General features: G+C 57.3%; 26 protein-coding genes. 13 read left to right on the top strand and 13 right to left on the bottom strand.

What is annotated here, in order from left to right; genetic code table 11:
• Window positions 1–40 precede the first annotated feature (40 nt).
• Both clpA and gloB read right to left on the bottom strand, forming a co-directional pair.
• Window positions 41–2,365, bottom strand: a complete 2,325-nt coding sequence (clpA, locus tag SJY13_RS09420) for an ATP-dependent Clp protease ATP-binding subunit ClpA (protein WP_085821423.1) — start codon at window positions 2,363–2,365, stop codon at window positions 41–43.
• Window positions 2,366–2,537: 172 nt separating this feature from the next.
• A complete protein-coding gene (gene gloB / locus SJY13_RS09415; protein ID WP_377190383.1) occupies window positions 2,538–3,305 on the bottom strand; it encodes a hydroxyacylglutathione hydrolase in 768 nt (255 codons plus the stop codon).
• Between the two features lie 61 nt (window positions 3,306–3,366).
• Between gloB and SJY13_RS09410 the strand changes: the two genes are divergently transcribed.
• The 7 genes from SJY13_RS09410 (at window position 3,367) to SJY13_RS09380 (ending at window position 9,742) form a co-directional block, all read left to right on the top strand.
• On the top strand, window positions 3,367–4,101 hold the full coding sequence (locus SJY13_RS09410; protein WP_085821601.1) for a class I SAM-dependent methyltransferase: 735 nt from the start codon (window positions 3,367–3,369) through the stop codon (window positions 4,099–4,101).
• A 312-nt stretch (window positions 4,102–4,413) separates the two neighbouring features.
• On the top strand, window positions 4,414–4,974 hold the full coding sequence (locus SJY13_RS09405; protein WP_377190381.1) for a F0F1 ATP synthase subunit delta: 561 nt from the start codon (window positions 4,414–4,416) through the stop codon (window positions 4,972–4,974).
• Window positions 4,975–6,513 (top strand): F0F1 ATP synthase subunit alpha, encoded by a 1,539-nt coding sequence (atpA, locus tag SJY13_RS09400; protein ID WP_377190379.1) that lies wholly within the window; start codon window positions 4,975–4,977, stop codon window positions 6,511–6,513.
• A 15-nt stretch (window positions 6,514–6,528) separates the two neighbouring features.
• On the top strand, window positions 6,529–7,407 hold the full coding sequence (locus tag SJY13_RS09395) for a F0F1 ATP synthase subunit gamma (RefSeq protein ID WP_377190377.1): 879 nt from the start codon (window positions 6,529–6,531) through the stop codon (window positions 7,405–7,407).
• A 20-nt stretch (window positions 7,408–7,427) separates the two neighbouring features.
• The gene (atpD, locus tag SJY13_RS09390; protein WP_085821418.1) at window positions 7,428–8,852 is read left to right on the top strand and encodes a F0F1 ATP synthase subunit beta; all 1,425 of its coding nucleotides are present in this window, start codon (window positions 7,428–7,430) and stop codon (window positions 8,850–8,852) included.
• 12 nt (window positions 8,853–8,864) lie between these two features.
• A complete protein-coding gene (locus SJY13_RS09385) occupies window positions 8,865–9,275 on the top strand; it encodes a F0F1 ATP synthase subunit epsilon (protein WP_085821417.1) in 411 nt (136 codons plus the stop codon).
• 116 nt (window positions 9,276–9,391) lie between these two features.
• Entirely contained in the window at window positions 9,392–9,742 is a 351-nt protein-coding gene (locus tag SJY13_RS09380) for an H-type lectin domain-containing protein (protein ID WP_377190374.1), read from the top strand.
• A gap of 81 nt (window positions 9,743–9,823) precedes the next feature.
• On the opposite strand, the gene SJY13_RS09375 is transcribed toward SJY13_RS09380, so the two are convergent.
• The 3 genes from SJY13_RS09375 to SJY13_RS09365 form a co-directional block, all read right to left on the bottom strand.
• The gene (locus tag SJY13_RS09375) at window positions 9,824–10,420 is read right to left on the bottom strand and encodes a histidine phosphatase family protein (RefSeq protein WP_377190372.1); all 597 of its coding nucleotides are present in this window, start codon (window positions 10,418–10,420) and stop codon (window positions 9,824–9,826) included.
• Between the two features lie 222 nt (window positions 10,421–10,642).
• Window positions 10,643–11,560: a DMT family transporter gene (locus tag SJY13_RS09370; RefSeq protein WP_377190370.1), complete on the bottom strand. Its 918-nt coding sequence runs from the start codon at window positions 11,558–11,560 to the stop codon at window positions 10,643–10,645.
• A gap of 217 nt (window positions 11,561–11,777) precedes the next feature.
• Window positions 11,778–12,410: a tyrosine-type recombinase/integrase gene (locus tag SJY13_RS09365; RefSeq protein WP_377190368.1), complete on the bottom strand. Its 633-nt coding sequence runs from the start codon at window positions 12,408–12,410 to the stop codon at window positions 11,778–11,780.
• Between the two features lie 176 nt (window positions 12,411–12,586).
• Between SJY13_RS09365 and SJY13_RS09360 the strand changes: the two genes are divergently transcribed.
• Complete coding sequence (locus SJY13_RS09360; protein WP_377190366.1) at window positions 12,587–13,069, top strand: GNAT family N-acetyltransferase; 483 nt, start codon at window positions 12,587–12,589, stop codon at window positions 13,067–13,069.
• 137 nt (window positions 13,070–13,206) lie between these two features.
• On the opposite strand, the gene SJY13_RS09355 is transcribed toward SJY13_RS09360, so the two are convergent.
• Window positions 13,207–14,226 (bottom strand): ribose-phosphate pyrophosphokinase, encoded by a 1,020-nt coding sequence (locus tag SJY13_RS09355; protein WP_085821414.1) that lies wholly within the window; start codon window positions 14,224–14,226, stop codon window positions 13,207–13,209.
• A gap of 109 nt (window positions 14,227–14,335) precedes the next feature.
• On the opposite strand from SJY13_RS09355, the gene SJY13_RS09350 reads away from it, so the two are divergent.
• Together SJY13_RS09350 and SJY13_RS09345 are read left to right on the top strand one after the other, a co-directional pair.
• Window positions 14,336–14,932 carry a 2-hydroxychromene-2-carboxylate isomerase gene (locus SJY13_RS09350; RefSeq protein WP_085821413.1) on the top strand — a complete coding sequence of 199 codons (597 nt, stop codon included), beginning with the start codon at window positions 14,336–14,338 and terminating at the stop codon, window positions 14,930–14,932.
• A gap of 15 nt (window positions 14,933–14,947) precedes the next feature.
• The gene (locus SJY13_RS09345; RefSeq protein WP_377190364.1) at window positions 14,948–15,754 is read left to right on the top strand and encodes an alpha/beta fold hydrolase; all 807 of its coding nucleotides are present in this window, start codon (window positions 14,948–14,950) and stop codon (window positions 15,752–15,754) included.
• Window positions 15,755–15,783: 29 nt separating this feature from the next.
• On the opposite strand, the gene SJY13_RS09340 is transcribed toward SJY13_RS09345, so the two are convergent.
• The 7 genes from SJY13_RS09340 to SJY13_RS09310 all read right to left on the bottom strand — a co-directional run bounded on the left by SJY13_RS09340 (window position 15,784) and on the right by SJY13_RS09310 (window position 21,935).
• A complete protein-coding gene (locus SJY13_RS09340) occupies window positions 15,784–16,818 on the bottom strand; it encodes a threonine aldolase family protein (RefSeq protein ID WP_377190362.1) in 1,035 nt (344 codons plus the stop codon).
• Window positions 16,818–17,291, bottom strand: coding sequence for a YcgN family cysteine cluster protein (locus SJY13_RS09335; protein ID WP_377190360.1), 474 nt, complete (start codon window positions 17,289–17,291; stop codon window positions 16,818–16,820). The genes SJY13_RS09340 and SJY13_RS09335 overlap by 1 nt, the downstream gene beginning before the upstream one ends.
• A complete protein-coding gene (locus SJY13_RS09330) occupies window positions 17,288–18,220 on the bottom strand; it encodes a bifunctional riboflavin kinase/FAD synthetase (protein ID WP_377190358.1) in 933 nt (310 codons plus the stop codon). Before SJY13_RS09330 ends, SJY13_RS09335 begins: the two co-directional genes overlap by 4 nt.
• Before the next feature lie 58 nt (window positions 18,221–18,278).
• Window positions 18,279–18,722, bottom strand: a complete 444-nt coding sequence (locus SJY13_RS09325; RefSeq protein WP_085821408.1) for a MaoC family dehydratase — start codon at window positions 18,720–18,722, stop codon at window positions 18,279–18,281.
• Between the two features lie 100 nt (window positions 18,723–18,822).
• A complete protein-coding gene (locus tag SJY13_RS09320; protein ID WP_377190355.1) occupies window positions 18,823–19,698 on the bottom strand; it encodes an HAD family hydrolase in 876 nt (291 codons plus the stop codon).
• A 225-nt stretch (window positions 19,699–19,923) separates the two neighbouring features.
• Complete coding sequence (locus SJY13_RS09315) at window positions 19,924–20,844, bottom strand: manganese-dependent inorganic pyrophosphatase (RefSeq protein WP_377190353.1); 921 nt, start codon at window positions 20,842–20,844, stop codon at window positions 19,924–19,926.
• A gap of 110 nt (window positions 20,845–20,954) precedes the next feature.
• Complete coding sequence (locus SJY13_RS09310; protein WP_377190351.1) at window positions 20,955–21,935, bottom strand: TraB/GumN family protein; 981 nt, start codon at window positions 21,933–21,935, stop codon at window positions 20,955–20,957.
• A gap of 136 nt (window positions 21,936–22,071) precedes the next feature.
• Here SJY13_RS09310 and SJY13_RS09305 point away from each other — a divergent pair, with 136 nt between their 5' ends.
• The 3 genes from SJY13_RS09305 (at window position 22,072) to groL (ending at window position 24,886) form a co-directional block, all read left to right on the top strand.
• The gene (locus SJY13_RS09305) at window positions 22,072–22,746 is read left to right on the top strand and encodes a DUF2161 domain-containing phosphodiesterase (protein ID WP_377190349.1); all 675 of its coding nucleotides are present in this window, start codon (window positions 22,072–22,074) and stop codon (window positions 22,744–22,746) included.
• A 152-nt stretch (window positions 22,747–22,898) separates the two neighbouring features.
• Complete coding sequence (gene groES, locus SJY13_RS09300) at window positions 22,899–23,186, top strand: co-chaperone GroES (protein WP_085821405.1); 288 nt, start codon at window positions 22,899–22,901, stop codon at window positions 23,184–23,186.
• A 56-nt stretch (window positions 23,187–23,242) separates the two neighbouring features.
• The gene (gene groL, locus SJY13_RS09295; protein WP_377190347.1) at window positions 23,243–24,886 is read left to right on the top strand and encodes a chaperonin GroEL; all 1,644 of its coding nucleotides are present in this window, start codon (window positions 23,243–23,245) and stop codon (window positions 24,884–24,886) included.
• Window positions 24,887–24,972 lie beyond the last annotated feature (86 nt).

Below are 24,972 nucleotides of genomic sequence, written 5' to 3'. Positions count from 1 at the left end.
GCCAATGTGATGGCGGGCTTTGTTGTTGTGTCCAGAGCTTTTAGTCCGCCGTCAGCAAGGGCGGTTTGTCGCCCGGAATGCGTGGCTGATCAGGTCCAAGGATATCAAGGTTCAGATCACCCTTCTTGACCGACACGCGGACCAAGCCACCCTTGGCCAGCTTGCCGAACAGCAGCTCTTCGGCCAGCGGTTTCTTGATGTGTTCTTGGATGACACGGCCCAGCGGGCGTGCGCCCATCTTGTCGTCATAGCCTTTGTCAGCCAGCCATTCGGCGGCCTTTGGCGTCAGATCGATGGTCACCCCACGATCCAGCAATTGCGCCTCAAGCTGCAGAACGAATTTCTCAACCACCTGCAGGATAACTTCTTTCGGCAGCGGTGCGAAGGAAATCACCGCATCCAGACGGTTGCGGAATTCCGGCGTGAACATACGCTCAATCGCGGCGGTATCCTCACCTTCACGGCGGTCACGACCAAAACCGATGGCGGCTTTGGCTTGTTCCTGCGCACCCGCGTTCGAGGTCATGATCAGAACCACGTTGCGGAAGTTCACCGTGCGGCCGTTGTGATCTGTCAGCTCACCGTGGTCCATCACCTGCAACAGGATGTTGAACACGTCAGGGTGCGCTTTCTCAATCTCATCCAAAAGCAGCACGCAATGCGGATGCTGGTCGACACCATCAGTCAGCAAACCACCCTGATCGAACCCGACATAACCCGGAGGGGCACCGATCAAACGGCTGACCGCGTGTTTTTCCATGTATTCGGACATGTCAAAGCGCAGCAGTTCCACACCCAACGTATCGGCCAGTTGTTTCGCGACTTCAGTCTTACCCACACCTGTCGGACCAGCGAACAGGTAGTTGCCGATGGGCTTTTCAGGTTCACGCAGACCAGCACGCGCCAGTTTGATCGCACTGGACAGTGCCACGATCGCATCATCCTGACCAAATACGACACGTTTCAGCGATGTTTCGAGGTCCTTCAGAACCTCGGCATCGTCCTTGGTGACGTTCTTGGGCGGAATGCGCGCGATCTTGGCAACTACGGCCTCGATCTCTTTGACGCCGATGGTTTTGCGACGTTTGCTTTCGGCGACCAGATGCTGCGCGGCACCGGCCTCATCAATTACATCGATGGCCTTGTCGGGCAGTTTGCGGTCATTGATGTACCGCGCAGACAATTCCACCGCGGTTTTGATAGCGTCCGCCGTGTATTTGATATCGTGATGCTTTTCGAAATAGGGCTTTAGACCGCGGAGAATTTTCACGCTGTCCTCGACCGAAGGCTCATTCACGTCAATCTTCTGGAACCGGCGGCTCAGCGCGCGGTCCTTTTCGAAATGCTGACGGAATTCCTTGTAAGTGGTCGATCCCATGGTGCGCAGCTTGCCGCCCTGCAGGGCAGGTTTCAGCAGGTTTGACGCATCCATCGCGCCTCCTGACGTCGCACCAGCACCGATCACAGTGTGGATTTCGTCGATAAATAGCACCGCGTCAGGATGTTCTTCCAATTCAGTGACTACCGCCTTCAGCCGTTCTTCGAAATCCCCGCGATAGCGGGTGCCTGCCAGCAGCGCGCCCATGTCCAGCGAATAGATCGTGGTTTCGGACAGCACATCGGGCGCTTCGCCGCCGACGATCTTATGGGCCAGACCCTCGGCGATGGCGGTTTTTCCCACACCGGGGTCGCCCACCAGCAGCGGGTTGTTCTTACGACGGCGGCACAGGACCTGAATGCAGCGCTCAACTTCCGAGGAACGGCCGATCAGTGGGTCAACGTCGCCCGCACGCGACTTCGCGTTCAGATCGACACAGTATTTACCCAGCGCGCTTTCTTTCTGTTCGCCTTCGCCAGAGCTGGCCTGAATTTCTTCCTCGACCTGGTCGGCACCGGAAACTGAGCGGTTTTCGCCATAGGCCGGATCTTTTGCTACGCCATGTGCGATGAAATTTACCGCGTCATAGCGAGTCATGTCCTGCTCTTGCAAGAAATAGGCTGCATTGCTTTCGCGTTCGGCAAAGATGGCGACCAGAACGTTGGCACCGGTCACTTCAGTCCGGCCCGAGCTTTGGACGTGAATTGCCGCGCGTTGAATGACACGCTGGAAGGCCGCCGTAGGCACTGCTTCGGACCCGTCGATGTCTGTGACAAGGTTCGAAAGGTCCTCGTCTATGAATTCAACCAGAGTGCTGCGCAAATCATCCAAATCAACGCTGCAGGCCTTCATGACGCGGATGGCGTCAGGTTCTTCCAGCAGCGCCAGAAGCAGATGTTCCAGCGTGGCGAATTCGTGGCGCCTTTCATTCGCGGCTGCCAGAGCCGCGTGAATGGCTTGTTCTAATGTGCTCGAGAATGAAGGCACGCGGGTGCTCCTCTGTCTTGGGTCGAAAGGGGGCAGGTTTCGGCCGGAACCCCATCCAACCATGTCCTCATACTATTAGAGTTTGGTTGATAGTTGCCCGGCTTCAAGGGTTTTCTTTCACTTGACAGTCACATTTGTTGTGACCGTGGCCGTGAAGAGAGCGAAATAGGCACTAGAAACGGTCTTTTCTAGTCCGCACCTCAGCAAAAACTGACGCCGGGTCAGAATCTGTCATACCCAGCTGAACCTGTATCGCGGAATCTGCAGCGCGTAAAAACGGGTTTGTGGCCTTTTCCAGCGCCAGGGTCGAGGGCACTGTGGGCTCTCTGGCGGCGCGGGCGCGGTCGATATCAGCCACGCGCTGCTGCAGTGCGGCGTTGTCGGGGTCGACCGTAACGGCAAATTTGGCGTTGGATTGGGTATATTCGTGGCCTGAATACACGATTGTTTCATCGGGCAAGGCAGCCAGTTTGCTGAGAGAGGCCCACATCTGAGGGGCAGTGCCTTCAAACAAGCGACCACATCCCAGGGCCATCAAACTGTCGGCAGTGAACACCGCCGCACTTTGCGGCATGTAAAACGCGATGTGGCCAATTGTGTGTCCCGAGACGTCCAGCACCTGCACCGGATCCCCGGCTATTTCGAATACGTCGCCTTCGACCACCTGTTGATCCAAAGGCGGCAGGCGGTGGGCATCAGCAGCGGCGCCAATCACTGCGGCGGGGTGTTTTTCCAAAATACCAGCCAGACCGTCGACATGATCCCAGTGGTGATGAGTCAACAGCACGTGCGACAGGGTCCAGCCGCGCCTGTCTAGTTCGGCCAGAATCGGGCCGGATTCGGGGGCATCGATCAATGCGGTGTTGCCGCTAACGGCATCATGCGCCAGAAATGCGTAATTATCGCTGAGACAGGGGATGGTGACGATCTCAAGAGGCATGGCCTTTTGCCCTTTCGTTGCTAGACTGCGCTCAGCTAAGCCGATTGACCGGGTGTCCGCAATGCATCTTGATGTTCAGGATCTGAGGAATTTCTACTACCGCAGTACCTTGGGCCGTGCGGCGCAGGCTGCAATACGCGGGCGGCTGACCGAGTTATGGCCCGAGGCCAAGGGTCAGACGGTTGTTGGATTCGGGTTTGCCGTGCCATTGCTGCGGCCTTTTCTGAAAGACGCGCGGCGCGTGATCGGCCTTATGCCTGGCCCGCAAGGGGTGATGCCATGGCCCGCGGGGATGCCCAATGTCTCGGTCCTGACCGAAGAGACGTTGTGGCCGATCGAAACCGGCCATGTGGACAAGCTGGTGGTGATGCACGGGCTTGAATCCTCTAGCCAGCCAAGTGAATTGCTGAACGAGTGCTGGCGTGTGCTTGGCCCCGGCGGACGGGCGCTGTTTGTCGTGCCCAACCGAGCGGGGTTGTGGTCGCGCAGCGACAAGACACCGTTCGGGTTCGGACGCCCCTATTCCGCGTCTCAGCTGGAAAGCCAGCTCAAGGCTCATCACTTTGTTCGGGAAAGCCATTGCTCGGCTTTGTATCTGCCGCCTTCTTTTCGGCGGTTCTGGCTGAAATCGGGCAGCCTGATCGAAAAAACCGGACAGCGGGTTCCAACAGTCATGGCTGGCGGCGTTCTGATGGTTGAGGTTACCAAGCATATCAGACCGCCCAGCGGCACCGTCACCAAAGACGCGGTGCGCAAGCCGATCAAAGCGTTGGATGGGTTGTTGAAGCCGGCCTAAAAATCAGCGGCATTTCAGATGCGGCCAAAGCGTGAAAATGCGGAAAAAAGGTCACAGGAATCGCAAAAACCTACACTTCCGTAACATTTTTCTGCCGGATCAGGCGTACCAAAGGGTCGCACCCAGTGTAACTTATTGAAACTACACATTTTGTGGATAAGACCCTTGCCGTGATAATATGTTGCTAGCTGAGTTCGCCTCTGTTACATCCCCGGTGATTTTGATCCCCGGCCGTTTGGACGGGGTTTCTTCACGCCCCCGGGGTAGCTGCCGCAACGCGAATTCGGGGCCCAAAATATCGGAAGGGTGGACGTGTCCGAACCAGCTTCGATTTCCACAGGCATCGCCGTGCGCTATGCCACCGCGATCTTCGAGATCGCCAAAGAGAATAAAGACCTCGCAGGTCTGGAAACCGGCATTAATGATCTGGCAACCGCCTTGGGCGAAAGCGCCGATTTGCGCGATCTGATTGCATCGCCGCTGGTGTCTCGCGCAGAACAGGAAGCAGCAATTACCGCGATTGCAAAAAAGATGGGCCTGCATGCTATCTTGAGCAACACGCTGGCTCTGATGGCGCAAAAGCGCCGCCTGTTTGTTGTGCCGCAACTGGTGCAGGTTCTGCGCAATATGCTGGCCGACGAGCGTGGCGAAGTGACCGCAGATGTCGCCTCGGCCAAGGCGTTGACCAAAACCCAGACGGAAAAACTGTCCAAAACGCTGTCCGAACGTGTGGGCAAGACCGTGACAATAAATGCGACCGTTGATGAAAGCCTCATTGGCGGTCTTGTCGTTAAAGTGGGCTCGAAGATGATCGATAGCTCGATCCGTTCGAAGCTCAACTCCCTACAGAATGCAATGAAAGAGGTCGGATAAATGGGAATCCAAGCTGCAGAGATTTCTGCAATCCTGAAGGACCAGATCAAGAATTTTGGTCAGGAAGCCGAAGTGGCCGAAATCGGTCGCGTGCTGAGCGTCGGTGACGGGATTGCCCGTGTATACGGTCTGGACAATGTGCAAGCGGGTGAGATGGTCGAATTCCCCGGCGGCATCATGGGCATGGCGCTGAACCTGGAAAGCGACAACGTTGGTGTTGTTATCTTCGGTTCTGACCGTGACATCAAAGAAGGTGACATCGTCAAGCGCACCAACTCGATCGTGGACGTTCCGATTGGTAACGGTCTGCTGGGTCGTGTTGTTGACGGTCTGGGTAACCCGCTGGACGGCAAAGGCCCCATCGAATCCACCGAGCGTGGCGTTGCAGACGTCAAAGCACCTGGCATCATCCCGCGTAAATCGGTTCATGAACCGATGGCAACCGGCCTGAAATCGGTTGACGCGATGATCCCGATTGGTCGTGGCCAGCGGGAACTGATCATTGGTGACCGTCAGACCGGTAAAACTGCCGTTGCTCTGGACGCGATCCTGAACCAGAAAACCTACAACGATGCGGCAGGCGACGACGAGTCGAAGAAGCTGTATTGCGTTTACGTTGCGATCGGCCAAAAGCGTTCGACCGTTGCGCAGCTGGTGAAGAAACTGGAAGAGTCCGGCGCGATCGACTACTCGATCGTTGTGGCCGCAACCGCGTCCGACCCGGCGCCGATGCAGTTCCTGGCACCCTATGCCGCAACCGCAATGGCCGAATTCTTCCGCGACAATGGCCGCCACGCTCTGATCATCTATGATGACCTGTCGAAACAGGCTGTGTCCTATCGTCAGATGTCGCTGCTGCTGCGTCGTCCGCCCGGACGTGAAGCCTATCCTGGCGACGTTTTCTATCTTCACTCGCGCCTGCTGGAGCGTTCGGCGAAGCTGAACGAAGACTTCGGTGCCGGCTCGCTGACCGCTCTGCCGGTTATTGAAACCCAGGGTGGTGACGTTTCGGCGTTTATTCCGACCAACGTGATCTCGATCACCGACGGCCAGATCTTCCTGGAAACCGAGCTGTTCTATCAGGGTATCCGTCCTGCTGTGAACACCGGTCTGTCGGTTTCGCGTGTGGGCTCTTCGGCTCAGACCAACTCGATGAAGTCGGTTGCTGGTCCGGTGAAGCTGGAGCTGGCTCAGTACCGCGAAATGGCGGCCTTTGCGCAGTTCGGCTCCGACCTTGACGCCGCGACCCAGCAGTTGCTGAACCGTGGTGCGCGTCTGACCGAGCTGATGAAACAGCCGCAGTACTCGCCGCTGACAAACGCGGAAATCGTCTGCGTCATCTTCGCCGGTACCAACGGTTACCTCGACAAGATCGACGTCACCGATGTTGGCCGCTATGAAGCTGGCCTGCTGTCGCACCTGCGTGGTAAGCACGCTGACCTGCTTCAGTGGATCACCGACGAAGATCCCAAGATCAAGGGTGATGCTTCCGACAAGATCAAGGCTGCGCTGGACGAATACGCCGCAACCTTCGCTTAAGGGAGAGGCGGGCACATGCCAAATCTTAAGGATCTCAAAAACAGGATCGAGTTGGTCAAATCGACCCGCAAGATCACCAAGGCCATGCAGATGGTCGCGGCTGCAAAACTGCGCCGCGCCCAGGAATTTGCCGAAGCCTCGCGCCCCTATGCTGCACGGTTCAATGCCGTGATGGCGGGGTTGGCGGCATCGGTCGGGGGCAGCGACAGCGCCCCCAAGCTGCTCCGTGGTACGGGCAGCGATGATGTCCACCTGCTGGTTGTGATGACAGCTGAACGCGGCCTGTGTGGCGGCTTCAACTCGAACATTGCCAAGCTGGCTCGTGCCAAGGCTTACGAACTGCAAGCCAAGGGCAAGACGGTCAAAATTCTGACTGTTGGCAAGAAAGGCCGTGACGCGATCAAACGCGACTACGGCGATCTGTTCGTGGGACATGTCGATCTGAGCGAGGTCAAGCGTCTGGGTTATACCAACGCACAAGACATCGCAAAGGACGTCCTGTCCCGTTTCGACGGGGGTGAGTTCGATGTTGCCACGATCTTCTATTCGAAGTTCGTCAACGTTGTGACTCAGATCCCGACGGCACAGCAAGTCATCCCCGCTTCGTTCGAGGACGACGCGAGCGGCGACGACAGCGGTGCCATTTTCGACTACGAGCCCAGCGAAGAGGCCATCCTGGCTGACCTGCTGCCCAAGGGGGTTGCGACTGCGATCTTTTCGGCTCTGCTTGAAAACGGAGCCTCGGAACAGGGTGCACGAATGTCCGCGATGGACAACGCGACACGCAACGCAGGTGAGATGATCGACAAGCTGACCATCCAATACAACCGCTCGCGTCAGGCCGTGATCACCAACGAGCTGATTGAAATCATTTCCGGCGCCGAAGCGCTGTAGAGACTAACCGGAGACGAAACATGGCGAATGCAAAAGGCAAAGTCACACAGATCATCGGGGCCGTCGTTGACGTGCACTTCGATGATGCGCTGCCTGAAATTCTGAACGCGCTGGAAACCACCAACAACGGCAAGAAGCTGGTTCTGGAGGTTGCACAGCACCTGGGCGAAAACACTGTCCGTACAATTGCGATGGACGCGACCGAAGGTCTGGTCCGCGGCGAAGCCGTAACCGACACCGGCGCACCGATCGCGGTTCCGGTTGGTAACGCTACTCTGGGCCGTATCCTGAACGTTGTGGGCGAGCCCATCGACGAGAAGGGCCCAGTGGACACCAAAGAAACCCGCGCCATCCACCAGGACGCGCCGGATTTCTCGGATCAGGCAACAGAATCCGAAGTTCTGGTCACCGGCATCAAGGTTGTCGACCTGCTGGCCCCTTACGCCAAAGGCGGTAAGATCGGTCTGTTCGGTGGCGCCGGCGTTGGCAAAACCGTTCTGATCATGGAACTGATCAACAACATCGCCAAAGTGCACTCGGGTGTGTCCGTGTTCGCCGGTGTTGGTGAGCGGACCCGTGAAGGCAACGACCTCTACCACGAGATGATCGAATCCGGTGTTATCGTTCCCGACAAACTGGAAGATTCGAAAATCGCGCTGGTTTACGGCCAGATGAACGAGCCTCCGGGTGCGCGTATGCGGATTGCTCTGTCGGGACTGACCCTGGCGGAACAATTCCGTGATTCGACTGGTGCCGACGTTCTGTTCTTTGTCGACAACATCTTCCGTTTCACACAGGCCGGTTCCGAAGTGTCCGCCTTGCTGGGCCGTATTCCTTCGGCTGTGGGTTATCAGCCGACACTGGCGACCGACATGGGCGCGATGCAGGAACGGATCACCTCGACCAAGTCGGGTTCGATCACATCCGTGCAGGCTGTTTATGTTCCTGCGGATGACTTGACCGACCCTGCGCCGGCCACATCGTTTGCACACCTCGACGCGACCACGGTTCTGAATCGTGCAATCTCGGAAAAGGGCATCTACCCGGCTGTTGACCCGCTCGACTCGACCTCGCGTCTGCTCGACCCGGCGATTGTTGGCGACGAGCATTATACCGTTGCGACCGACGTTCAGCAGATCCTTCAGCGCTATAAGTCGCTGCAGGACATCATCGCGATCCTTGGCATGGACGAACTGTCGGAAGAAGACAAACTGACCGTGGCCCGTGCCCGTAAGATTGAACGCTTCCTGTCGCAGCCGTTCGACGTGGCCGAAGTCTTCACCGGCTCGCCCGGTGTTCAGGTTGCTCTGGACGTGACCATCGCGTCGTTCAAAGCTGTTGTTGCCGGCGAATACGATCACCTGCCCGAAGCTGCCTTCCTGATGGTTGGCGGTATCGACGAAGTGATTGCAAAAGCTGAAAAGATGGCAGCGGAAGCCGCCTAAGGAGTATCCCTGATGGCAAACACGATGCAATTCGACCTCGTCAGCCCCGAGCGGAGCCTTGCTTCGCTTGAGGCCACCGCGGTCCAGATTCCTGGCGCGGACGGGGACATGACGGCGATGCCGGATCATGCCCCCACCATTACCACGCTGCGTCCCGGCTTGTTGAAGGTCGAGTCACCCGAAGGGTCCAGCGAATATCTTGTCACCGGCGGGTTTGCCCAGATCAACGGCGATAGCCTATCGGTTTTGGCTGAAAAGGCCATTCCGGTTGCAGAAGTGACCCGGTCGCATCTGGACGACATGATCGCCGAGGCCCGCGCCTCGCACGAAGCGGCGAAAGGTGGCGACGATCAGACCATCGTCGATGACGCCGCCAAGCTGCTGGCGGACATGGAAGCCCTTGGAACACATATGAGCCTTTAAGGCCCGTACAGTTCTGTTTGATAGAAACGGCCTCGCCTGTGCGGGGCCGTTTTTTTGTCGTGCTTTTGCCCGGGTGGCGAACTAAGGTTCGGTAATTCTTTAAAAAAGACGACAATATGAAGACATTTCAAACCCATCCAATTGGCATCGATCAAGGCGAGGTGGTGCTGTTCTCCGAATTTGCCGATGGGGGGGACATGTGGACTGGCGAGGGTGCACGAGAGCGCAGCACAGCCATCAAGTTCAGTCAGGCATTCCGATCCGTTCCGGTGGTTCAGATCGGCGTGTCGCTTTGGGATGTGGACACATCCTCGGCCCTGCGCGCCGAGGTCAAAGCCGAAGACATTTCGCCCGAAGGGTTTAAGGCGGTATTCCGAACCTGGTCTGATACCCGAATTGCGCGTATCCGCGTGTCCTGGATGGCCATCGGCGAGGTCTCACACGAGGATGACTGGAATATTTCTTAGCGATGTTCGGTACGAAGGTTCGAAATGAGCCCATATTGGCGGATTCTGCACAATGCACCAACGACTGCTCCTGTCCGGCCTCTACTCGACGAAGACCTCTGTACGGTCGCGCAGCGCGAAAAAGCCATCTTGTGGTTCGTTAAGTTCAAAAACCTGATGTTGAGAAAGATTGGAGTAAATGCCGCGAAGAACTCGAGAAGTCAGGCCGTGACAAATAACCAAGTTGGTCTCTGCGAATGATACCGCTTCGTACCATTCTGACACCCGTGCATGCACATCGGCGTAAAACTCACCCGACGGTGCCGGGACGTTCCATTTGTCCTTCGAACGCGCTTGCCACTCTTCCGGGTAACGAGCTTTGATCTCGGAGGTGGTCAATCCCTCCCAAATTCCGAAGCTGCATTCCATCAATCGCGGCTCATTGACGATGGCTTGCTTGGAAATTTCAAGGTCCTTGGCCATTATCAAAGCTGTATCCCGTGCGCGCCCAAGCGGGCTGGCAAAAACGGCAACTTCTCCGTCGAGAGGTAATTGATGCCGCAGCCGCCTTGCGTTCTCTTTGGCCTGAAGTTGGCCTCTCTGCGTCAAAGGCGAGTCGAGGTGCCCCTGTCTTTTGCTGTGTACGTTCCAGTCAGTTTCGCCATGACGAAACAGGAAGATTGCGTTGTTCGAATTCATACCAGAATAGGCCTCAGTGTGTTTGCCCAAAGAACCAATTATTCTTCGCCTCATCAATACTAAGCTGCCATTGGCGCAGTCGCAGCGAAATGGTGCTTCGTCCGCGCTGTGTGAGTTCGACAAAGCCAAGATTTCGCACTCGCAGCGAATGACCGCAAAGCGGGCGCATCCGCAGCAACTCGAAGGTAAGTCCAAGGTCCGGTTAGGGCCGTCGTTCCTATTCTAAGGTGCGGTGATGGGCGGGGGTTTTCTTCGCTTGCCCGACAGCGCATTGCCCGCAATCGCCGCGAGCAGAACAGCACCTCCAATCAGGGTATTAACGGTCGCGGTTTCCCCTAGAAACAGCCAGACCCAGAGTGGACCAAGTAGCACTTCGGCTAAGGACAGCAGGGCGAGCTCTGCCGCAGGAAGGCTGCGCGACCCCAGAGTGTAGAGGATCAGACCGGCGCCGACCTGAAACACGCCCATACCCATGGCGATCCCGCCGTCATTGGGGCTCAGAACCAGCGAGAGTTCGAGGTCAAGGCAGATCGCCAAGGTGATGACGATGGCGAAGATGCCCGACAGGAACACCGCTGGCAGCATTTCCCCTGTTCGCCCCCATCGCAGCGCCACGGTGAAGACTGCAAAACCGAATGCTGATCCAAGCGCGGCGAGGCTGCCCTTCAGAGCGACGCCTCCGGATTTATCGGCGACCATGATCCCGATTCCGCCGATTGCGACGGCGATCGCTATCCACGTTGCAGCGCGGACGGGTTCCTGCAGCACTAACCATCCGAGCATCGCAGCCATAAACGGTGCTGTCGCAAACAGAAGCATGGCATTCGCGACCGAGGTGTTCTGGATCGCGTAGATGCCCCCGGAATAGGCTGCAACCAACGAAAGCCCCGCGATGATAGCAGGGGCACCAATGCGGCGGATCTGAACAAAGGGGCTTTCGCGAGACCGCACGCGGATAAGCACGTACAAGAAGAGCGACATGCTGACCGAACGATAGAGCAGTATCTGCCACACGACAGCATCTTCGATCAGGCGAATGCCAAGGCCGACGGTTGACCACAGCATACCCGCCGCAAATACGAAGAGCACACCGTACTTGTGGGCATCCGCGTTGGGAGATGTTGGCGCTAAGGATGTCATGTTGGGCCGATCAATAAAGTCATCTCGTTGAGGCTAGCGAGTTGGTGAGTGCATTAACCATCAATTTGCGACATTCACGCGGTTGGTCTCTCGCGGCCTTGGACACCCTAGGCTGCCAGTTGACTTACGAATGGCCGCTATGGTGAAGCTGCGTTGCGGCATTAGGTTACAACAGCAAAGTCCGGTTCGGGCCGCCCTCGAAGACGGCCCCTCCATTCTATATCTCAATGGTTTCTGCGATGGCCAAAGCGTCTTCCAGCTCAACGCCCAAATATCGAACAGTACTGTCCATCTTGGTATGTTCCAACAGGAGCTGAACGGCCCGCAGATTGCCAGTCTTTTTGTAGATCTGTGTGACCTTGGTGCGCCGCATTGAATGCGTACCATAGGCCGTTGCCTCAAGACCTATAGATGTAACCCAATCGCGAACGATCCGTGCATATTGGCGCGTTGAAATGTGTAACCGCTCGTGGAAGCGGCCTGGCCACAGAAATTCAGAGCCAACCATAAGAGGGTCCTCCATCCATTTCGCAACTGATGCTCGAGTGCCTTCCGAGATTTCAAATCGAACTGGCTTCTGCGTCTTGCTTTGCAGAACAGACGCGCGTTCCTTGATCTGACCGGATGCCATCACATCCACAACTTGCATGCGAACGAGGTCACAACCTCGAAGCTTGCAATCAATTGCCATGTTGAAAAGAGCGAGGTCTCTGTGGTTTTCGGCGAGTTCAAGGCGAACTCTTATCGCCCAGACATGTTTCGGTTTCAGTGGGCGCTTCTGTCCGACGATCCGGCCCTTGTTCCAAGCAGGGCGAAGTGCGCGAATGGCAGGTAAATTTGATGTTTCCATGACTGATCCTCCGATCCGCCATACCCTCCCAGAACGACAACCCGACGTTGACGGCCAATCATATCACAGGATGCCGCATTGCATTCGAGGTCGGCTCGGAGCCCAAAGCAGACTAATCTGGATTGTGGTTACTCCGATCAACGGTATCATCTGATCGATGGTCTGGAGACATTGAAATGGATTTTCGCATTGACGAACAGATTGACTCAGACAATCTGATTGGGATTGGAAAACTCTTCCGGCGATACGCGGTCTGGCTGGAAAAGGTTCATGGAATCGCGCCTGAAACCCATGGAATCGATGCTGAAATTGATAGGCTGCCGATACCTTATTGTTCGCCAGATGGCACGCTGCTCGGTGCTCGTGCGCCAGACGGTGCATATGTCGGCTGCATCGCGCTGCGGCGCCTAGACGACCAATCATGCGAGGTAAAAAGGCTTTTCGTACTGCCCGAAATGCGCGGACGTCGTATTGGCGAGGCATTGATCGCCACCTTGATCGAGAAGGCCCGGTCGCTTGGCTACGCACAAATCGTCCTTGATGTCGGTGATTATCAGAAACCGGCAAGGGCACTTTACGCGAAGAGTGGCTTCAAGGAGGTTCCACCAATGAGCCACATTTCGTATCCCGGCGCTGTCTTCATGGCCTTCGACCTCTGACTGAGCCGGTTCTAGCGGTCTATCATAGCCGAAATGTGCGCTTTGTCCGCATGCCGACAATGTCCCGAGAGTGCATCTGGGGTTTTCAAAACACAAAAAGGGAACACCCTTAGTGCTCCCTTTGTCGGCCAATAAACTCAATCCATGTGATACAGCGACTCATAAATCGGAGTCAGGGTCTTGTCCTCAAACAGGGACGACACGCTGGTTCCGTTCCAGATGTTCAGGATCGCCTGGGTGAAAATCGGAGCGGTTGGTACCACACGGATGTTCTTGGCCTTGGCGATCTCTTTGGTTGGCTGGATCGTGTCCGTCAGCACCAGAGATTTCATAACCGAGTTGGTCACACGCTCGACCGCAGGGCCGCTCATGACGCCGTGCGTGATGTAGGCGTGAACCTCCTTCGCACCGTTGTCCAGGAGGACTTGCGCCGCTTTGCACAGGGTGCCAGCCGTATCGCACATGTCGTCGACGATTAGGCAGATCTTGTCTTTGACGTCACCGATGACGGTCATCTCGGCCACTTCTCCGGCTTTCTCGCGGCGTTTGTCCACGATCGACAAGGGCGCGTTGATGCGTTTGGCCAGTTCGCGGGCGCGGGCGACGCCGCCGACGTCAGGTGACACCACCATGATCTCGTCCAGGTTGTCCTTGAATTGGTTTTTCACATCCAGCGCAAAGACCGGCGAGGCATAAAGGTTGTCCACCGGGATATCGAAGAACCCCTGAATCTGTGCCGCGTGCAGGTCCATGGTTAGTACCCGCTCGATCCCGGCGCCGGTCAGCATATTGGCAACCAGCTTGGCGCTGATCGGTGTACGGGCCTTGGTGCGGCGATCCTGGCGGGCATAGCCGAAATAAGGGATCACGGCGGTGATCCGCTGGGCCGATGATCGGCGCAATGCGTCGGCGATGATCAGCAGCTCCATCAGGTTGTCATTGGCCGGGTTCGAGGTCGGCTGAACGATGAACATATCCTCGCCGCGGACATTCTCGAACACTTCGACGAAAATCTCGCCGTCGTTGAACCGTTCGACCCGTGCATCGACCAGACCCTGATCGACACCGCGATACAGGCTCATGCGGCGGGCAATGGATTCGGCAAGCGGAAGATTGGCGTTCCCAGCGATCAGCTTGGGTTCGTGGAGTGTCGGCATCGGCTGTAGGTCCCCGGGCAGCAAAGGCTAATGTGACAGATTCGTGATGTTGACACCGCTTAGCATGGCCTTACCGTCCAGCAAAGATAACGCTGCGGAGAAAGTGAACATGGCCCAAATTGACTACTATTTTGCGACACTCTCGCCATACACCTACCTGGCGGGACTGCGCCTGGAGGAGATTGCGGCCAAACATGGTGCGACAATCAATTACAAGCCGCTGGATATCATCGCCCTGTTCGGACGTACAGGAGGTGTTCCACCCAAGGACCGCCATATCTCGCGCATCGAATACCGGACGCAGGAAATGCAGCGCCAGTCAAAAAAGCTGGGAATGGCGTTCAACCTGCAACCGGCCCATTGGCCCACCAATGCGGCGCCGTCCTCATACGCGATCATCGCCGCCATTCAGGACGGGTCAGGGGATGTGGGGCAGCTGGTGCATTCCTTTGTGCGCGCCTGCTGGGCCGAGGAAAAGGACATCGCGCAGGACGATGTCATCCGTGCCTGTCTGGCTGACGCCGGGTTTTCCTCGGATTTGGCCGACAGTGGCTTGCTGCTGGGGGCCGAGACCTATACCGCCAACCTGGAAGAGGCCGTGGAGCGCGGTGTGTTTGGTGCCCCGTTCTATATCACCGGGGACGACCAGCGTTTCTGGGGTCAGGACCGGCTGGAGGATTTGGACCGACACCTGGCCGACCAATAAGGGTAGGAGACCAAGATGTCCGTCGCGCAAAACTTACATGTCAGCCACTTAGGTCAGGGCGACCGTAAGGTTCTGGCCCTGCATTGCACCATTGCCCATTCCGGCGTCTGGGCCGGTCTTGCCGCGGTGCTGAAAGGGCAGGCCAGTTTTGTTGCGCCGGATATGCTGTCCCACGGACGCAGCCCGGATTGGGACCGTCAGGGCGATCTGTTCGAACGTCTGACCGAAGCCTCGCTGGAACATCTGACCGAGCCGATGGATGTGATCGGCCATTCCTTTGGGGCGATGATCGCCTTGCGGCTGGCGGTGGAACATCCTGAACTGGTCCGCAGCGTGGTTCTGGTCGAGCCGGTGTTCTTTGCCGTCGCACAGCAGGACACACCAGATCTGGTCGCGGAATATGCGCACGTCGCGCAACCCTATATGGATGCGATTGCCGCCGGTGATGAACCCCTGGCCGCCCGCCTGTTCAATCGCATGTGGGCCGGGGACGCTGGCCCACAATGGGCAGATCTGCCCGAGGTCGCGCGCGCGGGGATGGTCCGGGGTATTCATCTGGTGGGGGCAGTGGAAAACGCGCTGCTCAACGATACGATGCGCCTGCTGGATCCCTCCAAGATTGCGCAGGCCAACATGCCGGTTCTGCTGCTGCACGGCTCTCATACTCATAAGGTGATGGTTGCCATCAACAGTGGTTTGCAGACCCGCCTTCCCCAGGCTGAAAGCGACGTGATCGACGGGGCAGGGCATATGGGTCCCATCTCGCATCCGCGCGAAACCGGTGCTGCAATTGCGGCGTTCTGGGGCGGCTTGCCGTCATAAGCGCAACAATCCCTCAGACACCGCTTGCGTCAGAGCAGGTCCAGAAACTGGTCGATCTGCTCGGCGCTGATGGACCAGTCACAAACCAGCCGGCAGGCCAGAATTTCCGCGTCATCCGAGCCATCCAGTTCTGCCCCCCACAGGTGATACACCGCACCTGCCTCATGCAGCTGCTTGTGCCGCGCGCGAGAAAATTGGGCAAAGATCATGTTGGCCTGCGGGTCATGCAGGAATGATGCGCCCTTGGCGCGCAACCCGTCGGCCAGTCGCGCACAATTGGCATTTGCCTGACGCGCCATGGTCAGCCACAGATCGTCTTGCAGATAGGCCGCCATTTGTGCGGACAGATAACGATGTTTGGAAAACAAATGTGCGCCCCGCTTGCGGCGCAGTTCGAATTCCCAGGCTTTGAATTCGTCAAAAAAGACAACCGCTTCGACACCCATCAACCCGTTTTTGGTACCGCCAAAGCTGACCGCATCGACGCCGGCCTTCCATGTCATCTCGGCCGGAGAGCAGTTCAGAGCGACCAGCGCGTTGGTAAAACGTGCGCCGTCCAGATGAACGGGCAGGCCGTTTTGCTTGGCCACAGCGCACAGCGCCTGCAACTCGGCCAGCGAATAGACCGATCCCCGTTCAGTGACTTGCGTGATCGATACCGGGCCGCGCTGCGGTCCGTGCACGCCGCGTGTTTCCTCGGCCAGAATAGAGCCGCGCAGGGCCTCGGGGGTCATCTTGTCTTCGCCCGGCACTAGCGTCAGCTTGGCTCCGCTGTAAAACTCCGGCGCGTTGCACTCATCCTCGTGGATATGCGCCACGGGTGAGCAGAACACGGTTTCCCACGGTTGCGCCAGCGTTGCCAGCGCCAGAGAGTTTGCCGCTGTTCCTGTGGCCACCAGATACACCGCCGCCCCCGGAGCCTCGAATATGCCGCGAATGCGATCCCGGACCTCGTTCATCAGGGTATCGGCACCATAGGCCATCTGATAGCCCTCGTTGGCCGCATTCAGGGCGGCCATGACTTGCGGGTGAACTGGCCCGGAATTGTCAGAGGCGAAATACATCAGCTGGGCTCCTCAATGATATAGTCTTCCCACTCTTCGATGGGGGTTTCGAACTCGGACACCGTACGTCCCTGAACCGAGATTCCGGCGGTATGCACGCTGTCCGGCGTACCTGATATCAAAGGGTGCCAGTCGTAAAGAGGCTTGCCTTCCCACAACAACCGATAGGCACAGGTCTGCGGCAGCCAATAGGCGTGGTCGTCAATATTACCCGGCTTCATCACGATACATTCGGGCACAAACTGATGGCGGATGTCGTATTGTGTGCAGCGGCAGTTCTCGTCGTCCAGCAAGCGGCAAGCAACGCAGGTCAGGGCGACTTCACCGGTATCTTCATCTTCCAGTTTGTTCAGGCAGCACTTGCCACAGCCGTCGCACAGCGCTTCCCATTCGCGCTGGTTCATTTTGGTCAGCGGCTTGCGTTCCCAGAACCGGGGGCCAAGACCTGCGCGGTCGATCGGATCCGTGGTCATAACGCGCCCAGCAAGGTGCGGGCCTTGTCGCAATCGGCGTTCATCTGGGCGATCAACCCGCCCAGCCCGTCAAAGGTCATTTCAGGTCTCAGATAGTCGACAAGCCCGACAGACAGGGTCGCGCCATACAAGTCGCCCGAGAAATCGAACAGGAAGGTTTCGATATTGGGCACTTCGCCCTGAAACATCGGCCGCGTCCCGACCGAGGCCGCGCCGTGATAGCTGCCCTGATGGGGCCCATCCAGCACATCGACCAGAACCGCATAAACGCCGAATTTAGGGGGGTGCAGACCTTCGATGGACATGTTGGCGGTCGGAAAGCCCAGTTCGCGCCCGCGTTGCTCGCCGCCGATGACCAGGCCTTCGATGCGGTGCCAGTGGCCCAGCATGGTGGCCGCATCACCAGGGCGGCCCTCGGTCAGTGCAGTGCGAATCGCGGTTGAGGAGACAACATTCTCAGACCGCTGCATCAAAGGCGCGACAGTAACACCAAACCCCATCTTTTGCCCAAAGCGAACCAAGTCATCCGCGGTACCGCTGCGTCCCTTGCCGAAACAGAAATCCGCGCCCACAACCACATGAGACAGGCCCAGGCCGTTGCAGATTACATTCCGGGTAAAATCTTCGGGTGTCAGCCCGGCCAGCGCTGCGTTGAAGGGAAGTTCGTATAGTTTCCGCACGCCCAGTTTTTCCAGCCGGTGTGCGCGGGCATTGCCGCGCATAAGGCGAAAAGGCGGTGCGTCCGGGGCAAAATACTCGCGCGGGTGCGGCTCGAAGGTCATCACACCCAGCGGTGCGTCCGGGGCCGCGTTGCGTGCCAGTTCAATCACCGATTGATGGCCGATATGAACACCGTCAAAATTCCCGATCGCCACGCTGGCGCCGCGGTTTTCAGGTTCAATGTATTGGAAATCCCGGATGATCTGCATGCAGCTTGCCTAGCGGGACAAGCGCGCATGTTCAAGGGCTCGGGACGTCAGGAATTCCTCAGTCGAACTTGCGGGATGGGGCCAGAACCATGGCTTCGCCCACCAGCACCTTTTTGCCGTCAACCGCACAGTGGCAATCCAGCTTGACGCGGCGCTTGGCAAAGTCGATATCGACCACCTTCACCTCGGCATAGACCATGTCGCCGGGGCGGACCGGGGCCAGGAATTTCAGCGATTGCCCCATGTAGACTGTCCCGTGGCCGGGCAGCTGTTCACCAATCACGGCCGAGATCAACCCGGCGGTCAGCATCCCATGTGCGATACGCCCTTCAAAGATCGTGTCGCGGGCATAGTCGTCGTCCAGGTGTACTGGATTCCGGTCGGTCGAAACTTGGGCAAACATTTCGATATCTTCGTCCGTCACCACTTTGCGCAGGTAGCGGACCATGCCCATTTCAATGTCTTCGATACAGATCGTTCCGCGTGGAAGATTGTCCAACATGTCGCCCTCACTCGAATTGTTTGGGCAACAAAACAATCAAAGTCGCCCGCCGTTGGTAACTTTATTACTTCGCAACTGCAGAAAATCAAGTCTTTTCTGACTATCGCAAACGGCCAATCGTATAGGTCGGATTTATATTTTCCCTTGCAATATAGTCGGTTAGGGACTCGGGGTGCGGATGACGTGACGTTTGGGTTTCTGCAGCCGCAAGGCCGCCCGAGATAAACAGAGAATCAATCCCTTCGCCCATACCGCCCAGAATGTCGGTATGAGGGCCATCGCCTATTGCCAAAAGGTCCCCGTCCGGGATGTCGTGGCCCAGTTCCTGCAACCTGCGTCTTGCCAGATCGTAGATCGGTGGGTGGGGTTTGCCGAAGTAAAGGCTCTCACCACCCATTTCTGTATAAAGCCGCGCCAATGCCCCTGCGCACCATTCACGAATTTCCCCCCGGTCGACCACGATATCGGGATTGGCGCAGAGCAGCTTCATGCCTTTTTGTTTGGCATAAAGAAAATCCGGACGATTGACCGCTGGATCTGCCATCGGGTCGAATGGCCCGCAACAGACAATCCCCTCGGCTTCGTCCAGCGGGACACGTTCGATGTGAATGGGATGGTGCAGCAGTTTCAATGGTTCAAAAAACCCCGCATCGCGTTCCCATTCTCCCATGAAATAAACTTTATGGCCAACCACGCCCCTGAACATAGCAGATCGTGCGGAATCTCCGCTGGTGGCGATGGTGTCATAGGCATCGTCGGGTACGTTGAACTGCGCCAGTTGCTCTCCTACACCGGCCCGCGGTTTCGGAGAATTCGTGACCAAAACTACAATCCCACCTTGCGCGCGGTAAGCCTGCAGCGCGTCAACAGCTTCTGGGTACGCTGTAATACCGTTATGCACGCAACCCCAGAGATCGACAAACAACGCCTTATAGCGATCAGAGATTTCGGAAAGCGTGTGGATGATCTGTGTCATGAAAAGCCCCTGTTGCCGCGTCGGCAGTACCGACATTGCCTATGGCAGAGGATCGCCGGTTTGACCAGTAGGGGGCTTCGCTCCCGCCGCCCTGCAGGCGTCTCCCCAGGATATTTTGGGCCAGATGAAGCAGGGGATTCTTCATTCATCTGGCTGAAAATATCCCGGAGCGCGAGGCAGAGCCTCGCTACATGGTGTCAGTCGCGGACACCGTACCTACGCAGGTCAGACTTTCAGATTTGGAATGATCTGCTTTTTCCGGCTCATGATTCCGGGGAGAACCACGGAGTCACCATCAACCGAGGCGCCAAAGCTCTTTTCCGCAACGCTTTTGACCAGATCGTTGGGCACTAGCAGAGTGGCCTCTTCGTTCAGGATATCGACAACGAACAGCAGAACCTCATCGACGCCGTCCTCCTCGGCCACGTCTGCCATCGACGCCGCGATGCTGGCTTTGCGGTCCAGCACAACGCTCGGCGCAGTGGTTTCCAGAACCGAGACGCGGAACTTGGTGCCATCGACCTCATACTCTTTGCTATCCATGCGGATCAGTTCAGCATCTGAGAAGGACGACACGTCGGATTTCGCCGCGAACATGTCAGCCGCATAGGCCGAGACGTCGAGGCCCAGCTCTGCCGCCAGTTTCTCGGCCACTTCGCGGTCATGTGCGGTAGTGGTTGGCGAGCGGAACTCCAGCGTATCCGACAGGATGCAGGTCAGGGCCGCGCCTTTAACGGCTTCGGGCATCTTAGCGGCATCGTCGCCCATCAGGTCGACCATGATGGTTGCGGTGCAGGCCAGCGGACGCACAGTGATGTCGATCGGACCTTTGGTTTCCAGACCGCCGACCAGCTTGTGGTGGTCAATGATGGCGCGGATGTCGGCGCTGTTGACGCTGGCGGGCAGTTCGGCAGGGTTATTGGTGTCAACGATGACAACCGGCGCGTCTGCGGCCACGTCCTCAATGATGCGCGGCTTGGGCAGGTCCCAGCGTTGCAGCATGAAGGCAGCTTCGGTGTTGGGCTCGCCCAGCAATACGGGCTCGGCCTGTTCGCCTTTGACTTCGTTCAGGTACCAGGACCACAGGATGGGCGATCCAGTGGAATCTGTGTCGGGGGATTTATGGCCAAATACAAGAGTTGTCATGTCAGCGTCCAGCGGATTGTGAATTTGCGCGCCTTATAGGGTGGTCTGCATGGGTTGTCACCCGGCAGAGTTCTCGCTGCGACGGATAGTCTGAATTTTACCGGGTCTAATCAGAAGGGCGCGCGGGTCAGTGTATACCCCGCCTGATGCAATTGGTTCAAAAGCCCGTGGTCATCGCCCAGGTGCCCTGCGCCAATGGCAATCACGGCCACCTGATCCTGGATGTCCAGAATGTGATCCATCCAGTCGTTATTGCGGTCAATCAGTAACTTCTGTTCGAACCCGTTCCATTCTTCCTCAAAAACCTGGGGGTCCAACCCCGACGCATCGAGGCCCTGAAGCCGTGCCAGTTGCAGGATCTGGCCGTGCTTCTCTTCGAGATAGGCATCTGCCATCGTCGCCAACTGGTCTTCACTGGCCTCTAACGCACCGGCCATCCGGACCAGTGACTGCACCTGTTCCTCAATAGGGTGGCTGTCGAAAATCGCCATCAGGTCGTCAATCCGTTCCAGCGAGTGCTGGGGGATGCCATTTTCGGTGGCCAGATCGGTCAGGCGGGCGTCCATTCCGTATTTGGCGTCTGGGTCCTCGGATATGCAGGGCGGGACGCTTAACATCATGCTTAGGAACCAAGGGCGCATCTTGGCACCCATCCAACTGGGGATGCCGCGTTCAGCCAGACCGGCGGACAGGGCGGCCCAATCCTCTTCGGACATCAGTTCAATCAGAGTGGGACCAGAGGTAATTATGACCGGGCTCGGGTCGTGGGCTAGATTTTGCTCGAAGGTTGCCATCGCGTCTTGTGTAACCTCGAAATAGAACGCGTCGGCCTGGCTGAGTGTTGGCTTCAGGCGTTCCACCACCGCATCCATACGCGGATCGTTGATATGCAGTGTTCCAATCAAATGCAGAACCGTTTTGTCCTTGCGGGCAATCCAGTGGTTGCCTTCCGGGAAGGGAAAATCTTTCAACGCCTGCTGAAGCTCACCCTGTTCCTGCGCCGTCAGGTCAGGCCTGAGGTCTCGGCCTTCACAGGCCGCGTGGGCAGCGAAGGGAAGGGCCAATAAGGCAAGGGAGAGAAGGAAACGCATTGACATCATCCCGGACGGTTCGGTTCAAATATGGGGTGCGACCATGCATAAGCAATGACGGCCTTTCCACAAGGTCGGATCAGCGAGGTGCACATCTGTGTCTGGCATTCCGCACCAATTTGCATAGCATGAGCTTATGGACCGCGAGCAGGATCTTTATCCCCCGATCAAGGCGCTGTTAGAGCGTCAGGGCTATACCGTAAAAGGCGAGGTCGGCGCGGCCGATGTGGTGGCCGTACGCACGGGCAGCGACCCGGTGATTGTTGAGCTGAAACTCAGGTTCTCACTGGCGCTGTTTCATCAGGCCATTACGCGGCTGAAGGTAACAGATCAAGTGTATATCGGTGTCTGCAAACCCAAAGGGCGCACCGCCCGGCGGGCGTTGAAGGATAATCTGGCGCTGTGCCGCAGGTTAGGGCTTGGGCTGATCACCGTACGCGCAGATGGAACTGTTGAGGTGCAATGTGATCCCGGTCCCTATGCGCCGCGCAATAACAAAGCCAATGCTGCGCGGCTATTGCGTGAATTCGATCGGTTAGAGGGTGACCCCAATTCCGGTGGCGCCACCCGGTACGGCATTGTCACGGCCTACCGCCAGGACGCGTTGAAATGTGCGGCACATCTGGCCGAATGCGGCGCCACCAAGGGCTCGCTTGTGGCCAAAGCCACCGGAGTGCCCGAGGCGACGCGCCTGATGCGGGACAATCACTATGGCTGGTTCGACAAGGTGGAAAAGGGTGTGTATGGCCTGACGACGGCGGGGCAAGACGGGCTGAAACACTGGGCTTACAGCTGGGATCAGCCCGACTGAAGCGTATTACGAAAAAATCCATTGCAACTTGTTGACTCGGGGGATTCGACGCCCTAGCTATGCGTCGTTGTCACTCACACACTCCGAGTGCTAACGCCTCGTCAGTCGACGAGGGGAGGATAAATAAACTTTGAGCCCAAGGAGCTGCAAAGATGGCATTGAAACCGCTTCATGACCGCGTGTTGGTTCGCCGTACCGAAAGCGATGAAAAAACCGCTGGTGGTCTGATCATTCCTGACAGTGCAAAAGAAAAGCCCAGCGAAGGCGAAGTCGTTGCGATCGGCGAAGGCGCCCGCAAGGACAGCGGCGAGTTGATCGCAATGGCTGTGAAAGCTGGCGACAAGATCCTGTTCGGCAAATGGTCGGGCACTGAGGTCAACGTCGACGGCGAAGAGCTGCTGATGATGAAAGAAAGCGACATCATGGGGATCATCGAGTAAGGCCAGCGCGCTTTCTCTGATCTTTATCTCAAACATATTTCTCAAGGAGAAACGATATGGCTGCTAAGGACGTCAAGTTCGACACCGATGCCCGTAACCGCATGCTGGCTGGTGTGAACATCCTGGCCGATGCTGTCAAAGTAACCCTGGGCCCCAAAGGCCGCAACGTGGTTCTGGACAAATCCTTCGGCGCACCGCGCATCACCAAAGATGGTGTTTCGGTTGCCAAGGAAATCGAACTGGAAGACAAGTTCGAAAACATGGGCGCGCAGATGGTGAAAGAAGTCGCCAGCCGCACCAATGACGAGGCCGGCGACGGCACCACCACCGCAACCGTTCTGGCTCAGTCCATCGTGAAAGAAGGTCTGAAGCAGGTTGCAGCGGGCCTGAACCCGATGGACCTGAAGCGTGGCATTGATCTGGCAACCGCCAAGGTTGTCGCGGGCATCAAAGAAGCATCGCGTGAAGTCAAAGACAGCGCTGAAGTTGCTCAGGTTGGCACCATTTCGTCCAATGGCGAAACTGAAATCGGCCAGCAGATCGCAGACGCGATGCAGAAGGTCGGCAACGAAGGTGTTATCACCGTCGAAGAAAACAAAGGCCTGGAAACCCAGACTGATGTTGTCGAAGGCATGCAGTTCGACCGTGGTTATCTGTCGCCTTACTTCGTCACCAATGCAGACAAGATGATCGCAGATCTGGACGACTGCATGATCCTGCTGCACGAAAAGAAACTGTCCTCGCTGCAGCCGATGGTTCCGCTGCTCGAGCAGGTGATCCAGTCGCAAAAGCCGCTGCTGATCATTGCTGAGGACGTTGAAGGCGAAGCTCTGGCAACTCTGGTTGTCAACAAACTGCGCGGCGGCCTGAAAATTGCTGCTGTCAAAGCACCGGGCTTCGGCGATCGCCGCAAGGCCATGCTGCAGGACATCGCAATCCTGACCGGCGGTCAGGTCATCAGCGAAGATCTGGGCATGAAGCTCGAGTCCGTCACCATGGACATGCTGGGCACCGCCAAGAAAATCGAAATCACCAAAGACGAAACCACCATCGTTGACGGTGCTGGCGAGAAAGCCGAGATCGAAGCACGTGTTGCTCAAATCCGCACTCAGATCGAAGAAACCTCGTCGGACTACGACCGTGAGAAGCTGCAAGAGCGCGTTGCCAAACTGGCAGGCGGTGTTGCGGTTATCCGCGTCGGCGGCATGACCGAAGTTGAAGTGAAAGAGCGTAAGGACCGTGTGGACGATGCTCTGAACGCGACCCGTGCTGCTGTTCAGGAAGGCGTTGTCGTAGGCGGCGGTGTTTCTCTGGTTCAGGCGGGTAAAGTTCTGGAAACTCTGAGCGGCGCAAACGCAGATCAGGATGCTGGTATCACCATCGTTCGCAAAGCCATCGAAGCGCCGCTGCGCCAGATCGCTGAAAACGCAGGCGTTGACGGTGCGGTTGTCGCGGGCAAAGTTCGTGAATCAGACGATGCAGCCTTTGGCTTCAACGCTCAGACCGAAGAATATGGCGACATGTTTGCTTTTGGTGTGATCGACCCGGCCAAAGTTGTCCGTACCGCTCTGGAAGATGCGGCGTCGGTTGCTGGTCTGCTGATCACCACCGAAGCCATGGTTGCCGACAAACCCGCCAAAGACGGCGCGCCTGCTGGTGGCGGCATGCCCGACATGGGCGGCATGGGCGGCATGATGTAAGATCGTCGAATTCGCCCTGGCGAATTCTGACGACCCCGATAGGCACATGGTCTTGTGACCAGGCTGCCGAAGGGGACGCTATAATG

It is taken from the genome of Ruegeria meonggei (genome assembly GCF_042768335.1).
GTDB lineage: Bacteria > Pseudomonadota > Alphaproteobacteria > Rhodobacterales > Rhodobacteraceae > Ruegeria > Ruegeria meonggei.
The sequence above is the reverse complement of the archived record's forward strand: the minus strand, read 5'-3'. Positions and strand labels throughout refer to the sequence as shown.